The organism is Geothermobacter ehrlichii (assembly GCF_008124615.1).
In the GTDB taxonomy this organism is placed as follows: domain Bacteria; phylum Desulfobacterota; class Desulfuromonadia; order Desulfuromonadales; family Geothermobacteraceae; genus Geothermobacter; species Geothermobacter ehrlichii.
This window is the reverse complement of the sequence record NZ_VNIB01000005.1, coordinates 103,674-118,695: the sequence shown is the minus strand read 5'-3', so window position 1 is coordinate 118,695 and position 15,022 is coordinate 103,674. Positions and strand designations below refer to the sequence as shown.

Annotated in this window: 15 protein-coding genes; all 15 read right to left on the bottom strand. The window is 62.0% G+C overall.

Annotation, left to right across the window (positions count from 1 at the left end; translation table 11 throughout):
• Positions 1-14: 14 nt before the first annotated feature.
• A complete protein-coding gene (locus tag EDC39_RS07090) occupies positions 15-1,163 on the bottom strand; it encodes a murein hydrolase activator EnvC family protein (protein WP_148895682.1) in 1,149 nt (382 codons plus the stop codon).
• Between the two features lie 3 nt (positions 1,164-1,166).
• Positions 1,167-2,060: a permease-like cell division protein FtsX gene (gene ftsX, locus EDC39_RS07085; protein WP_148895681.1), complete on the bottom strand. Its 894-nt coding sequence runs from the start codon at positions 2,058-2,060 to the stop codon at positions 1,167-1,169.
• A gap of 15 nt (positions 2,061-2,075) precedes the next feature.
• A complete protein-coding gene (ftsE, locus tag EDC39_RS07080) occupies positions 2,076-2,741 on the bottom strand; it encodes a cell division ATP-binding protein FtsE (protein WP_148895680.1) in 666 nt (221 codons plus the stop codon).
• Between the two features lie 10 nt (positions 2,742-2,751).
• A complete protein-coding gene (locus EDC39_RS07075) occupies positions 2,752-3,159 on the bottom strand; it encodes a type IV pilin protein (protein ID WP_148895679.1) in 408 nt (135 codons plus the stop codon).
• Positions 3,160-3,645: a type II secretion system protein gene (locus EDC39_RS07070; RefSeq protein ID WP_246140200.1), complete on the bottom strand. Its 486-nt coding sequence runs from the start codon at positions 3,643-3,645 to the stop codon at positions 3,160-3,162.
• Complete coding sequence (locus EDC39_RS15710; RefSeq protein WP_187426689.1) at positions 3,646-6,126, bottom strand: secretin N-terminal domain-containing protein; 2,481 nt, start codon at positions 6,124-6,126, stop codon at positions 3,646-3,648.
• A 39-nt stretch (positions 6,127-6,165) separates the two neighbouring features.
• Positions 6,166-6,843: a hypothetical protein gene (locus EDC39_RS07060; protein WP_148895677.1), complete on the bottom strand. Its 678-nt coding sequence runs from the start codon at positions 6,841-6,843 to the stop codon at positions 6,166-6,168.
• Positions 6,840-7,409: a type IV pilus inner membrane component PilO gene (locus tag EDC39_RS07055; protein ID WP_148895676.1), complete on the bottom strand. Its 570-nt coding sequence runs from the start codon at positions 7,407-7,409 to the stop codon at positions 6,840-6,842. The genes EDC39_RS07060 and EDC39_RS07055 overlap by 4 nt, the downstream gene beginning before the upstream one ends.
• Positions 7,406-7,951, bottom strand: coding sequence for a PilN domain-containing protein (locus EDC39_RS07050; RefSeq protein ID WP_148895675.1), 546 nt, complete (start codon positions 7,949-7,951; stop codon positions 7,406-7,408). Before EDC39_RS07050 ends, EDC39_RS07055 begins: the two co-directional genes overlap by 4 nt.
• A gap of 9 nt (positions 7,952-7,960) precedes the next feature.
• Positions 7,961-8,887, bottom strand: a complete 927-nt coding sequence (pilM, locus tag EDC39_RS07045) for a type IV pilus biogenesis protein PilM (RefSeq protein WP_148895674.1) — start codon at positions 8,885-8,887, stop codon at positions 7,961-7,963.
• Complete coding sequence (locus EDC39_RS07040) at positions 8,884-10,602, bottom strand: GspE/PulE family protein (RefSeq protein WP_148895673.1); 1,719 nt, start codon at positions 10,600-10,602, stop codon at positions 8,884-8,886. The genes pilM and EDC39_RS07040 overlap by 4 nt, the downstream gene beginning before the upstream one ends.
• Positions 10,603-10,614: 12 nt before the next feature.
• The gene (locus tag EDC39_RS07035; protein ID WP_246140199.1) at positions 10,615-11,841 is read right to left on the bottom strand and encodes a type II secretion system F family protein; all 1,227 of its coding nucleotides are present in this window, start codon (positions 11,839-11,841) and stop codon (positions 10,615-10,617) included.
• A 109-nt stretch (positions 11,842-11,950) separates the two neighbouring features.
• Positions 11,951-13,048, bottom strand: coding sequence for a cytochrome c3 family protein (locus tag EDC39_RS07030; protein ID WP_148895672.1), 1,098 nt, complete (start codon positions 13,046-13,048; stop codon positions 11,951-11,953).
• On the bottom strand, positions 13,048-13,908 hold the full coding sequence (locus tag EDC39_RS07025) for a cytochrome c3 family protein (RefSeq protein ID WP_148895671.1): 861 nt from the start codon (positions 13,906-13,908) through the stop codon (positions 13,048-13,050). The genes EDC39_RS07030 and EDC39_RS07025 overlap by 1 nt, the downstream gene beginning before the upstream one ends.
• 66 nt (positions 13,909-13,974) lie before the next feature.
• Entirely contained in the window at positions 13,975-15,015 is a 1,041-nt protein-coding gene (locus EDC39_RS07020; protein ID WP_148895670.1) for an NHL repeat-containing protein, read from the bottom strand.
• Positions 15,016-15,022 lie beyond the last annotated feature (7 nt).

Sequence of the window (15,022 nt, the reverse complement as noted above, 5' to 3'; positions counted from 1 at the left end):
TACGGTTCGACCGGCTAGCGTCTGCCGGCCAGCCAATCCAGGGGATCGATCGGTTTGCTCCCCTGCCGGATTTCGAAATAGACCACGTCAGAACCCTCGAAACCGGAGATGGCGATCTTCTCGCCCCGTTCAACCCGGTCGCCCGGTTTATGCAACAGCCTGCTGGCCTGGGCGTAGAGGGTGTAGAAACCGTCGCCGTGGTCGATGATCATCAGGTTACCATAGCCCCGGAACGGCTTGGCAAAGATCACCCGGCCGTCCCAGACAGCGCGGATCGGTTTCTCGCCGTTGACCACGATCTCGATGCCATGGCTTTCGTAACGGGTGCCCAGCACCGGGTGACGCCCGGTGCCGAAACCGACCCGGATCGGCCCCCTGACCGGCCAGGGCAGACGCCCTTTCTGGTTTCGGAAACTGGTGCCGGCAACACCACCCCGGCGCCTTTCGCCGCGCTCCAACTCGCGAACCAGGTCGGTCAGCCGTCGGGCCTTCTCCTCCAGCTCGTGCAGCAAGACGGCCAGAGCTTCCTCATCCTGCCGTATCCGCGCCAGAAGCCGCTGCTTTTCCCGCCGGCTGGCAGTCAGCTCCTTCTCCTGTCGCCGGCGATCGGCCAGAATCCGCTTCTGTTCGCCACTCAGGCTCTCCAGCCGCTGCAGCTCCCTTTCGGCCTGCTGCCGCTGCTGCCGGTAGGTGGCAAGCAGCTCCCGGTCCCTGTGCACCATGCGGCGGAAGAAATCGTAATCCTCGGCCATGGTTGCCGGCGAACGGGCGGAAAAGAGCACCTTGAAAAACTGGGTTTCCCCGCCCTTGTACAGCGCGATCAGCCGTTTCTTCAGCTTTTGCGCGGTCCGGTTCCGGGCCCTCTCCGCCTGCTCGACCGCTTTTTGCTGCGAACCGATCTCCCGCTCGAGTTCGGCCAGACGCCGCTGCCCTCGCGCCAGCGCCTGGCGGATGCGGCCGAGACGGGCATCGGTTTTGTGCAGCTGGACGACCAGCCGTCGCGCCTGCTCCCGGCGCTGCCGGAGCTGCTGCTCGGTAGCGCGAATCTTCTTCTGTACCGCCTCCAGTTCGCTGCGGGTACTCCCGGCATCACGCGCCACGGCAGCGGTGGGCCAGAGCAGAACGAGCAGCAGGAAAAGCAGTGGCACTCCCCGGCGGGTCATGACTTAGATCCGGACGAACCTGCGCAGCGAAAAGAGGCTGCCGAGAAAGCCGAGAGCAGTCCCGATACCGACCAGCAGCAGCTGCCAGTCCGGGGGAAGAAAGCGGATGCGGCTGATGCCGGCGGCCAGCAGCAGGGCTCCGAGATCCTGCCGGAGAAAGAGGTTGAACAGGGTGAAACTCGCAAGCAGAGCCAGCAGGCCACCCAGGGCCCCCTGCAGGGCGCCTTCGACCAGGAACGGAGTCTTGATGAAGGCGGGCGTGCCACCGACCAGCGCCATCACCTCGAGCTCTTCACGACGGGCGTAGAGGGTCAGCTTGATGGTGTTGGCCACGATGAACAGGGCGGCAAACAGGAGAAAGCCGCCGAGGATCAGTCCGGCCGTGCGCAACAGGGTGAGAAAGGCCTCGAAGCGCTCCAGCCAATCATGGCCGTAGCGCAGGTCGCTGAAATCGCCCTCCGCCTTCAGCCGCGCCACCACCTGCTCGACTCCGGCGCGATTGCGGAACGGCTCTTTCAGCCTGATTTCGATCGATGCCGGCAGAAAGTCATCCGGCATGCCCGCCAGAAGGTCGGCGTCGTCACCCAGACGGCGGGAAAACCGCTGGTAGGCCTGACGCGAACTGACAAAGCCGACCCCCTCGACCTCGCGCCAGGCGCGCAATCGTGTCAGTGCCCGGTCGATCTGACGGCCGGACGGCTGCCGCTCGAAGTAGGCGACAATCTGCACATCCCGGCTCCAGTGACGGGTCAGCTGCTGCACGTTGAGGACGACAAGAGCGAAAAAGGCCAGAATCAGCAGCGATACGGTCACCGTTCCCACCGCCGCCGCACAGAGAAAGGGGCTCTGGCTCATGTTGCGCAGGGCGCGCACCACCAGGTAGATCAGCCTACGCATCTTCTTTCCCCTCCCTCACGGCATCCGGTCCTCGACCAGGCGTCCCTTGTCAAGGGTCAGAACCCGGCGGGGAAACCGTTCGATCATGTCGCGGTCATGGGTGGCGATCAGCACCGTCGTGCCGCGCGCGTTGGCCCCCTTGAAAAGCTCCATCACCTCGCGGGTGTTGTCGGGATCGAGATTGCCGGTCGGCTCGTCGGCGATCAGCACCAGCGGATCGATGACCAGGGCCCTGGCGATAGCCACCCGCTGCTGTTCGCCGCCGGACAGCTCCAGAGGATAGCGCTTCATCTTGTGTTCGATGCCGACATGCTTCAGCATCTGGTAGACCCGGTTGGCAACCTCGTACCGCTTCTTGCCTTGGACTTCGAGGGGAAAGGCCACGTTCTCGAACACCGTCCGGCTGTGTATCAGCTTGAAGTCCTGGAAGACCACGCCGATCCGCCGCCGCATCAGGGCAATGCGCTTGGCCCCCATCCGGGTCAGGTTCTGTCCGTCGATCAGGATCTGGCCGCGGGTCGGCTTTTCGGCGGCATAGAGCAACTTGAGCAGGGTCGACTTGCCGGCGCCGGAGGGACCGGTGATGTAGACGAACTCCCCCTTGCCGATCTTGATGGTGACATCCTTCAGGGCCGCGCTGTCCCTGCGGTACTGCTTGTTCAGGTTGTAGGCCTGGATCATCAGCTCTCGCCTACCATTCGCTGTAGGGGATGCCGTTCTGGCCGACAAGATCGGAACCGGAACGGACATCGAACACGCCGCCTTCGGCCAGCTCCCCTTCCGGCCCCGGTTCCGGCGGCACCGTCTGCCAGGTATCGGCCGATTTGGTGAAGGGATCGTGGGGGATACCGCGCAGATATTTCGCCGTTACCAGATCCTCAAGACTGTCCGGGTACTTGCTCTTGTCGGTGTAGTAGGCGTCGATGGCCCGTCGCATCTGATAGAGGTCTTCCATCAGCACCGTCTCGCGCGCCTTGATGAGGCTGCGCTTGTAACTGGGAACCGCGATGCTCAGAAGGATGCCGACGATCGACATGACGATCATCAGCTCGATCAGGGTAAAGCCTCTGCTGTTGGGCCGCTGTATCTTCATGGTCATCTACCAGCTGCTGTAGGGAGTTCCGTCGAGCGCGATACCGTCGCTCTGCGAATAGACATCGTACACGTTGTCGCCGCCCCAAACGGTCGAATCGGGATCGTCTTCAAGGGAGCGCAATCCCCAACCCTCGTCGTAGCGATCGAAGGGATCTTTCGGTATCCGGCGCAGGTAGCGCTTCCTATAGGGGAAGAGCCCGCCCCAGTCGGTCGGCTCGAGGAGCTTCTCAAGGCTCTCGGGATAGCCGGTCTCGTCGACCGCGGCGATGATCTTCTTCTGCCTGACGGCCTCGTCATGATCGGCCTTGTAGGCGTCGATGGCCGTCCTGATGATGCGCAGGCTCCGGCGCAGCTCGATCTCCTTGCTTCGCTTGACGGTCACCTCCGCCATGGGCAGCACCGCGGCGGCGAGAACCGCCAGGATGGCCATGGTGACAACCAGTTCGATCAGGGTCAGACCGGTTCTGTCAGTCGCAATGCGCCAGCGCAATCAGCGCACCTCCACAGTCAGACCCTCACCGGCGACGCGCAGGCGACTGCCGGTGGGATCGCGGAAATTGATCCGTTCGAGATTGACCATCGAACTGCCCGGCGCCAGCGGCTTGAACCGGAGATGGTAGAGAACGCCGTCTCCTGACGTCCCCTGGCCGCCGGCCCCCTGCTTGTAGCCGATGATCAGCCGACCGCCGATGCCTCCGATCGGGCTGGCGGTAAAGACCGTGGTTCGCGCATTACGCCGCAAAAAATCGCCTTCACTGGCAGAGATGAACTGCAGCACCTGCGGGTTGTAGGTGATGAAGACCGGCGCACTGAAGAGGTTCTGCACCTCGGCCACCCGCACCAGCAGTTCGAATTCCTTGCCGACATCGACCAGGCGCGGTCCGTCGATGAAGACCCGGGCCGCCCTGGCCGGCATCTCGACCGGCTGTTCCGGGGCCGGCATCTCGACCGGCTGTTCCGGAACCGGCGTCTCGACGACCGGCACCTCCGGCTCCGCGGCAGTCGCTGCCGCAGGGGGCTCCGCCGCCGGGACAGGCTGCCGCGCCTGCGGTCGCTCCGACGGCGGCGCAACCGCAGGTTCGCCGGCCGGCGACACAACCGGTTCATCATCGAGCGAAAGCACCTCGGCCGAAACCGGCTTGTCATCGTCTGTCGTCATGACCCCACCGGGCCGCGGCAGATTCTGGTCGGCATCGAAATCACGGGCAAAGGACCGGAAACTCGGACCGAACTGGAGATGGTCCTCGGAGCCTGACCAGATGCTGGCGACATCGGCAGAGGGCAGTTCACGCTCCCGAACGATATGCGGGGTAATGGAGAGCAGGATTTCCCGTTTCTTCTTGCTTCGGCTATGAGAGGCCAGCAGATCGCCGATCAGCGGGATGCGACCGACCAGGGGCAGCCGATCACTGTTCTTGGACCGGTCATCACGAATCAGGCCTCCGAGAATGGTCCGTTCACCGTCCTTGAGCACCAGCTCGGTCTGAGCGTTGGTGGTGCTGATGGCGAAGGCGACGTTATTGCCCGTACTGTCCACGACGTCGGCCCCCTTGTTGCTGACCTCGAGCTGGACCTTGGTCAGTACCGTCTGATCGAGACGGATATGGGCCTCGAGATCGAGCTTGACCCCGACATCGACATACTGGATGTTGGTCGAGGTGATTTCGCCAGTCGAGGTGTTGGTGGTGGTGACGATCGGCTCGCGGCTGCCGACATGCACCTTGGCCTTGGCGCCGTTCTTCAGCCGGATGTGGGGATTGGCCAGAATCTCGGTGTCGGACAGCACCTTCTTGAAGTCGAAGGTCGCCGACGGAATGGTGTAGAGAAACTTGCGGTTGCTGAGGCTGGAGATCGGCGTCGCCCCCGACAGCAGTGCCGCGCCGGTATCGTCGCTCAGCCCGAACTGGACCTGTTTCGAATCGAGGCTGGCGCCAAGTTCCAGATCGTCGGTGTGCGACACCTCGATCAGTTCCAGCTCGAACAGCACCTCCGAATCGGCCCGATCGGCGGCGCGCAGGATCTGCTCCGCCAGGCGAACCACTTCCGGCTTGTCGCGAATCACCAGCGCGTTCAGCTCTTCATGGACGTAGATCTTGCGCAGCTGCAGCATGGTGCGCAGCATGTTGACCGCTTTTTTCGCCTGGATGTTCGACAGGTAGAAGGTCTGAATCAGCTGGTCCTGGTACTGTTTCTGCTTTTCCTTGGTATCGGGATAGAGGATGACCGTCTTCGGATTGAGCACCCGCATCCGCAGCTTCTTCATCTTCAGGATCAGCTCCAGGGCCTGGGCGAAACTGGCCTGGTCGAGACTGACGGTCACCGTCTCCCGTTCCACGTCCTCGTCGAAGATGAAAGTGATGCCGGACAGGCGCGAAAGAATCCTGAAGACATCCTTGACCCTGGCTTTCTTGAACTTCAGGGTGATCGGCTTGTCGGAAGCGACGTCGAGCTCGACATCGCCGACCTCGGTCATGGTCGCCACCCGGACCTGCTCCTTCAGCTTGCGGGCCGCCGGCAGGTCGGGCGCCAGAAGCAGGGCCTGGTCGAGGTTGCTCATCGCCTGCTGAAACCGGCGGGTACGGTAGAATTCGTCGGCCTGCCGGACCAGCTCCTCGGCCCGCATCCGATCCTCGATCTGTTTCAGTTCCTGGGCCGCCTTTTCCAGGCTGGGATCGAGGGCCATCGCCTGCCGGTATTCACCGACAGCCTCCTGCAGCTTCCCCTCGCGTCGCAGCCGGCGCGCCTGTTCGAGGTAGACCGCTGCCGCCTTGGTCCTGGCAACGAACAGCTTCATCCGGTATTCAAGGGACCCGGGATCTTCCTGCAACGCCCTGGTGTAGAGTGCGACGGCCTCCTCGTAACGGCCATGACGCGTCATCTCCTCCCCCTGCAGGAACGCCTGCCGGGCCTTGTGCGCCGCGCAGCCGGTCAGCAAAACCAGGGCCATCCCCCACAGAATCACTTTTTTCATCAAGGAATCCATGCACTACCTCGCAGCTGTTGCGCCGGTTCAGGGCCGGTACTTCTTGAAAGATCTGAAACGGGGCTGGTCGACGGGCACGGTTGAACGTCGCAATGGCGTTTTCGGTCTGCCCACACCTTCCGCCTCTTTCATGCCGGTGCCCACAGACTCTTCCCTGTCGTTCAGGCTGATCCGGATCAGGGCGGAACGGCCCCGCTGACGGATTTCGACCGCCTCCGATGTCAGCGTTTCTACCCGGTACTCCCCGTTGTCGCCAAAGGTATCGCCTTCGCTCACGATGAAAAGCTTCCGCTCGTCGGTCAGAAAAACCCGCATCCGCTCCCCGGTGTCGACCAGTCCCAGCAAACGGAAACGTGCCGGCGGCGGGGCGGTGACAACCGGCCTGGGCGGCGGCGCCGCGCCGGCCTGCGGCGGTGGCGGTTGAACCGGCTTCGCCTTCTCTACCGGCCGCTTCGGGGGTTTGGGCACGTAAAACCGGAAGATGTCCCGTCTCACCGCCTCGTATCCGGCTTCGTCGTGAACCAGCAGATCGAGTCGCAACGATTCGCCCAGCGGGGTTTTTTCCTTCGTGGCCGTCGCGGAACGACCGACAACCGGAGTGCCTTTTCCGGCAATCCGCTGCTGCCGGGGAGAGGTCAGCCAGGCATAGACCAGGGAAGCCGCCAGAACGATCAGCAGGACAAGAAGCAGCCGTTCCTTCTTCATGCCTCCCCCCTGCGAAAATAGGTGGTCATGCGGATGCTGAGGCGGACGGTTCCCTCGTCCTTCCGGCCACGGTCGAGATTGAGCTGATCCACCACCACCAGCCGCTCGCTCTTCTCGATCAGGTAGATGAAACGCTTGACCTGTCCGTATTCGCCGGCAACGGAAAATGACAGGGCGTATTCGATCAGTCCCTGCTCGGGCAGGGGTTTCGGCCGGTAGTCGACCGCCTTGATGTCCAGTCCGGCCTTGCGGGCCATGGCGAACAGGTCTCCGACCAGGGCACTCAGCTCATCCTGCCCCGGCACGCGGGCGAGAAACTGTTCCAGATCCTTCTGTCCCTTGCGAAAAACCTGGCGCGGATTGCGGGCGGCCAACTCCGTCCGGCGTGCCTGGCGGGCACGCTGCTGCAATTCGATGAAGGTCCGCTCCCTGGCATAGAGTCCGGGATTGATCACCCGGGCAAGGTAGAGATAGCTCCCCAGGTCGGCAACCAGAAGCAGGGCCAGCAGGACCGGAATCCAGCGATTGAGCCGCCACAGCGAAGAGACAAATGTCGCCGGACTCATGCGCCGCCTCCCCTGACCTCGATACGGAAACCGACCAGGTCGCCGCCGGCCGGATCATCCACGGTCTGCTGCGACAGGATCAGAACTTCGGAAAAGAATTTCGAAGCGACCAGCCTGTCGAGCAGCAGCTGCAGATCGGCAATGCTTCGGGCTTCCCCGGACAACCGGATTTTCCCTTCCTTGAAAAGGGGATGGATGGTGCTGATTCGCACCTGTCGGGGCAGAACCCGCTCCAGATGTCCCAGCAACAGGCTCCAGCGGTAGCTGTCCCGCTCGATCACCCGGTTGGCGAAACGGATCCGTGCCTGCAGGCGCGCGAAATCACTGTCGCTGACCGGAGGCGCGGATTCGTCGATGCCGAGCTGCTGCTGCAGTTCGGCGATTCGGGCATCAAGTCGCTGCAACTGCGCACGGCCGGCGAACCAGGCGTGCAGATTGAAAACCAGGGCCAGAAGCAGGAGCAGGCCGACCAGGGCATAGACGCCATAGACCGCGCGCCGGTTCAGATGCTCGTGGGTTGCCAGGTTGATGGTCGGTTTCATGACGGTTTTTCAGATCATCCGTTCGGCAGCACCGGCTGCCGCAGCGAGGCTGCGGATCCGCCAGGGAGGAAGATTCAGTTCACCTGCAGCATGCCGGTCGAACCGGGGATTGAGCAGGTGAATTTCCTTTTCGAAAACCGACGACGCCGCCTCGACCAGCAGATCCGGTTCACGCCAGTCGGTATGGAGAAAGATGCGGGCACGGGCGATTTCAGGATGACTTTCCCTGGCACCGGTCATCGATCTGTTCATTTCCTGAAACATCAGGTCGGGCGCCGGCGCGGTTTCGCGCCCCCGCACGAAGGCGACCCTGCCATCGACCAGATAGCGAAAGCCGAACGATCCTCCCTCGATGTCGATCAGAACGATCTCCTCACCGAGGTCGCTGGCAAAACGGTACCAATTGTACAGGTTGGCGCCGTGAAAATCCAACACAACGGCCTGGTAACCGGCCCGGTCGAAGGCCTCTTCATACTGCTCGACGACACTGCGCAAGGCCAGCGCCACCAGAACCCGGTAGCGGCCGTTTTCCTGCTGTCCCAAAACCTGGTAATCGATCTGGACATCCTGCGGCGCGGCGGGAAGATTGGCCTTGAGTTGCCAGCGCAGGATGTCGATGCCCTCCCGGTGCGACTTGAAGGGCGTTTCGACTTCGGTCAGAAGCTGTCGGCCGGCGGCATCCGGCAACGACACCGAAATCCTCTCTTCCGTTCCGGCCAGCGGCGAAACCAGCTCCCGCAACCGTTCGGCAAAAGCGTCGAGGTCGCCGATGTTCGGCTCCCTGATGGCCGCCCTGAGCAGCCCCTCGGGCAGGCCCAGCACCCGTCCACCGGTGACAAGACGGTTCTTCCCCCGGCGCTGCATGGTGACCAGGCGCATCTCCTCGGGGCGCAGATCCAGTCCCAGATATTTTCGTCGCAGCAGTGACACGCTCATCCCTCGATAAAGGTCACCCGGTTGATTTCTTCCAGACTGGTCATCCCTTCGACCAGCTTCTCCACCGCGGCCTGGCGCAAAAAGACGGTTCCGGCCTTTCTCGCCGCTTCCTTGAGCCGGCTGACCGACGTCTTGCTGACGATCAGTTCGCGCAAATCGTCGTTGAGGTCGAGCAGTTCGACGATGGCGCTGCGTCCATGGTAGCCGGTACCGTTGCATTCCCGGCACCCGACCGCCTCATAGAAAGTATGTCCGGCATAGGTTTCCGGCGACAGCCCGGCTTCGCGCAGGGTTTCCGCCGAATAGCGTACCGGCTTGCGGCAGTGGGAACAGAGCTTGCGCACCAGTCGCTGGGCGGCGACACAGTTGAGGCAGGACACGAAATTGTAGGGATCGATGCCCATGTGCAGAAAACGTCCGAGTACGTCGAAAACGTTGTTGGCATGGACGGTGGTGAAAACCAGGTGACCGGTCAGCGCCGACTGGACGGCGATCTGTGCCGTTTCCGGATCACGAATTTCGCCGACCATGATCTTGTCCGGGTCATGGCGCAGGATCGACCGCAGCCCGCGGGCGAAGGTCAGGCCCTTCTTCTCGTTGACCGGTATCTGCAAAATTCCCTTGAGCTGGTACTCGACCGGATCCTCGATGGTGATGATCTTTTCCTGCTCGTTGTAAATCTCGTTGAGGGCCCCGTAGAGAGTGGTCGTCTTGCCTGACCCGGTCGGACCGGTCACCAGCACCATGCCGTAGGGCTCGCGGATCAGACGCCGCAGCCGTTTCAGCTCCCGCTCGGAAAAACCTAGAACATCGAGTGTCAGCCCCTTGAGATCGCGGGCGATGCTCTCCTTGTCGAGAATACGAATCACCGCATCCTCGCCGAAGACGCTCGGCATGATGGAAACGCGAAAATCGATCGACTTGCTCCCCATCCGCACCTTGAATCGGCCGTCCTGCGGGATGCGCCGCTCGGAGATGTCGAGTTCGCTCATGATCTTGATGCGGGAGATGATCGGCCCCTGAAAACGGGCATCCAGCGGCTCGGTCGCCCGAAAGAGAACACCATCGACCCGGTACTTGATCACCACACCATCCTGTCCGGTCTCGATGTGAATGTCCGAGGCGCGTTTTTTCAGTGCGTCGTAGAGGGTCGAGTCGATCAGGCGGATGATGGGACTGGTGTCGTCGGTCAGCTTCTCGATGGAAAGGACTTCCTCGCCCTTGTCGGTTTCCTTGACCAGATGCAGCTTGAAGTCCTCGGAGACTTCCTGCAACATCTGTTTGCTTCCCCCGCCGCGTTCGAGAATCTGCGCAATCCGACTCGGCGCCGCCACCACCAGGGTCAGCGGCGTATCGAGCAGAAGTTCCAGATCATCGAACGCGGCGACGTCCGAAGGATCGCCCATGGCGATGACCAGCCCCTTTTCATCCCTGCGCACGGGAACGAACTGGTAACGCATGGGCAGCCCGCTCGGCATCTCCTCCATCAGGGCCGGATCGGGCTCGAACTGCCGCAGATCGAGATAGTCGAGGTTGAACTGTTGCGCCAGCGCCTGTGCCAGCTCGTCCTCGCTGAAGTAGCCCTCAGCCAAACCGACCTGGCCGAACCGGCCGCCTTCGGCGGCCATCTTGTCGAGGATCAGCCGAATCTGTGCCGGGGCGATGGCCCCCATCTCGACGAGAATGTCACCCAGTTTCTTGCGTTCGAATTTCATCGTCCTTGCTTTTCAGCCGACCGTACCGGCCAGCTGGAATATCGGAAAATACATGGCGACCACAATACCGCCGATCAGAAGCCCCATGCTGGCCATCATCACCGGCTCGATCATGGTGGTCAACCGGTCGAGCCGGCGCTCGACCTCGCTTTCGTAGTAATCGGCGACATCGGCGAGCATTTCCGGCAGAGATCCCCCCTTTTCTCCAACGGCGACCATGCGCAGGGCGATATTGGGAAAAAAGCCGCAGCGGTCGAAGCTTTCGGACAGACTCATCCCCTCCTCGACCCGCCGGATGGCCTGCACGACGGCAGTCTCCAGCACCCGGTTGTTGAGCGTGCCGCGCGACATCTGCAATGCCTTGACGATGGGAACGCCGCTGAGCAGGATGGTTGCCAGGGTGCGGCAGAAACTGAGCAGGGCGTACTCGGTCAGCAACGCACCGAAAAAGGGGATCCGCAGCTTCAGCCGATCGAAGAAAAAGACCCCTCTTTCCGTCATCAGAAGCGAACGCAGCGACACGACCAGCAGAACAAGACCTCCAACCAGCAACGGCAACGCCCCGACCATGCCGTTGGCGACGGCGATGAGAATCCGGGTCATCAGCGGCAGTTCAACCTTGGCGTCGGCGTAGATCTGGCTGAAGCTGGGCACGACGTAGAGCATCAGGAAGAGCACCACCAGAACCACGAAGCCGGTCAGCAGCATGGGATAGAAGGTGGCGTTCCGGACCCGCGCCTTGATCGCCTCGATCCGCTTCTGGTACTCGATGTAACGCACCAGGGTAATAGGCAGATCTCCCGTTCTTTCACCCGCCCGCACCGAAGCGACGTAGAGATGCGGAAAGAAACGAGGGAACTTGCCCAGGGCATCCGAAAGGGAGGTTCCGGCCTTCACGTCCTCGCGGATGGCGCGCAACACCTCCTGCATCATGCCGCCTTCCTGCCGTTCGAGCAGGGTATCGAAAATCTGGATGATGGGCAGACCGGCCTTGAGCAAAACCAGGAATTCCTGATTGAAGGAGAGGAAACGGCGACTCGACCAGCCCCGCCGGCGCCCTCCGCCACGCGTCAGGCCGGCAAGAAAGGCCCGGCGGATTTGAAAAACGTAAAAACCCTGCTCCTCGAGCTGTTCGCGCAACATGGCGCTGTTGACAGCTTCGAACTCCCGCTCAACAACCCGGCCGTCCGATGTCCCGATTTTGCAGATGAAGGTCGGCATGGTCAGCAAAGATACCATATATTTCGCTTTTTTTTTAGAGCAAAGAACAACAAAACGCCGGTCCGAAAGGACCGGCGTTCATCGGCGGCATCCCCGGAGGTTCGCCCCGCGGGAAAAGAGATTCTCGTCAGTAACTCATGGGATTGTGCTCGACACCGTGACAGTTGAGCAGACAGGAACCGTGGCGGGTACCGATGCCGGTCGCCTTGAACTCGAGCTTGCCGTCGGCCGTCGGACTGACAACCTCCTCGTTGAAACGGATCAGATACTGGTATTTGCTGCTGCCATGGGCGTCATGGCAGGTATGGCAGGACGTTCCGGCCGGATTGCCGCGGATATGCAACGCGTGGTAGGGGAAGCTCTCGTTGCTCAGGATGCTGGTCCGGTCGTGACACCTGTAGCAGAGCTCGTAGGCGTAGCGGCTTTCGGGGCGCTCATCGCTGGTGTCGTAATTCAGCCTGAGCAGGCCGGCATAATTGGACCCGTGTGGGCCCTGGGGGCCGGACGCATCGTCACTTCCGTGGCAGTCGCTGCAGGTCATCCTGGTAACGTCCCCCGGATTTTCCTTCCGCTCGTTGTAAGGCGGCAACAGGCTGATGACGTAAAGGTTGCGTCCCTCCGCCTCGACCGGGTGGTACGACCTGTTGGTCTGCTTAAATTCCGCGTGCTTGTTGGTGGAACCGATAGGCAGGTTGGCACTTTCGGCGTGGCAGCGATAGCAGAGTTCGTACTCGTTCTCGATGGCGCCCTGGAAATTGCCGACCCGCTTGCCGACCATCCCCCGAAAGGGTTGATCCCGGTCGACCTGGTGCGGGTGATGACAGTCGACGCATTCGACATGCCGTGCGGCGTTGACCTGCTCTTCCGGCAACCGTTCCTGCGGATGATGCACCCCGCGGCTCTTCTCGACCGGATGCCGATAGGGCTTCCGGAATTCACGGGCGATGTTGTCGAGTCGGGCACCATCTCCAAGCAGGCCGGCCCGGCGCATCTTGTCCCGCTCGTCCTGCGAACCGTGACAGGCGTAGCAGACCTCCTCCTCGCCCCTTATCGCCATCGCCATGCCGCGATGGCAGGCACGGCAGGTCCGGGGCAACAGCTGCCTGTCGCCGTGCGCCCCGTCCAGAACCGTCCGGCCCACATTGCGCATCGCGTCGGCCGGTGAAAGAAGAAGCAGACCGCCTCCGACAAATCCGGCAAGCAGAATCAGAACGAGTTTCTTCATCACAGGTTATGTCCGTTGAACGGAGCTCCTCCCTTGTCGGTATGGCACTGGCCGCAGGTCGCGTCGTAATCGGCCTGTTCATCGGCCCCGGCGGAGTCATAATTGGCCCAGAACGGCAACGTGTAGGTCGTCCCGTTGTTGGTGTCGACATGCGGGTTGTGACAGGTGGTACACTGCATGCGGCTCTGGCCGTCGAGCCGAACGTCCGGGTCGGTCGGCAGCGAATAGACCGACTTGCCGGGCTGGGCGCTGATATAGGCCGCCACGTCGGCATTGTAGACGAAAGATACCGGATGGGTCGTGGCCAGGTCGTTGGTCGTCGCGTCGAGGGGATCGAAAATCTTAGTCTTGTCGGTTATGGTCGACTGGGTCATGGTGATGGTGACGCCGTTGGCCATTTCGCCGATAGCGGTCGCCCCGTCATGACACGACAGACAGAGCTTCGTCGCTCCGTTCGGATACTCGACGCCGTTGGTGCCGTTCGGCTCATATTTGGTGGTCGCCGTGATGGCCGCGTCGTCGATGGCAATACGGGCCGAATCGGGCCCGTTGTCGAACAGGGGAAAACTGCCCATGCGCACCGGATCCTTCCGGTTCCACAGCGGCGTCTGCGGCGTGCCGCCATGCGGCGTATGGCAGTAGACACAGATGCGCGTGTCGGCATACGAGTCGGGGCCGTCGTCGACGGCCTTGGGGCCACTGTGGGTCGCCAGTCGCGAAAGATTGTGCGGATTGTCGTTGACACCGTTGTTGTACCCGAGCAACAGGGTCGGATCAACGGCCAAAAGACGGCCCGGCAGACACGAAAAGACCAGTGTCAACAGGCCGACAAACAGGAAAACGCCGTATTTATACTGCATTTTTCCACCTTCAGGAAAAAGGGTTGCCACCCGTGATCTTCAAGGTGCAATGCTGATGCCAAGGTTCTACTCCTTCGGCACCTCCCGCTGACGCACATACTGAAAGACCTGCAGCCGGTGATTGTAGGCATCAACCACGTAAAGACGGTCCCGACCATCGAAGTAAAGTCCGGCGGGCAACGAAAACTGCCCCGGCTTCTGCCCCGGCTCTCCCCAGAAGAGCAGCAACCGGCCCTGCCGGTCGAAGATCTGGATATTGCCGAAGGCGGCGTCGGCCACGTAGACATGCCCGTCGGAATCGAGGGCTATGCCACGCGGCCGGGCGAAACGCCCCGGGATGTCACCCAGCTCACCGATACTGCCCAGGCTCTCCCTGGCTGCCGAAATCACCTCGACCCGGAAATTGAGCGAATCGACCACGAAGAGGGTCCCATCCCGGTCGACGGCGACATTGGCGGGGCGATTGAACTTGCCATCCTCGGTCAGAAAACTGCCGATCCTTTCGAGCCGCGTTCCTTCCGGGGAAAAGACCAGAACCTCTCCCAGCAGAACGTCCGCCAGGTAGAGCCGGCCCTCGGCGTCAACCGCCATGCCGGCGGGACGCTGCAGCAGATCGTCCGTCCACAGGCCGAGCAGCCGCCCTGCCGGATCGACAACAACAACCGCCCTGAGTCCGGGATCTGAAATGTAGAGCCGCTTTCTCTTCGGATCGAACGCCAGTCCAAGAGGAGAATCGAGCCGGACCTGACCGAACTGGCTCAGGGATGTCATCTTTTTTCGGGCCAGGTCGAAAAAGGCGACCCGGTGCGCCAGGGGGTCTGCCACCCAGATCCGCCCCTGACCGTCAGCGACGACACCATAGGGTGAAACGAGGGGCACGGCGCGCTCCTCTTCTCCCGTGAGCCAGCGCAAAAAAACCTTATCTTCCCCTGCCGGGACGGCGTCGGGCGTACCGCTGACCGAGCGCAGGTAGCGAATACGGGGAAGATCCGGAGGTTTCGGCCAGACCAGGTCCGCAACCGGAGATGCCCACTCGAAACTGCCCGGACCGGAAACACAACCGGCCGGCAGAAAAAGAATCAGCAGCAGCAACAGCGCCCTATGCACCGCGATT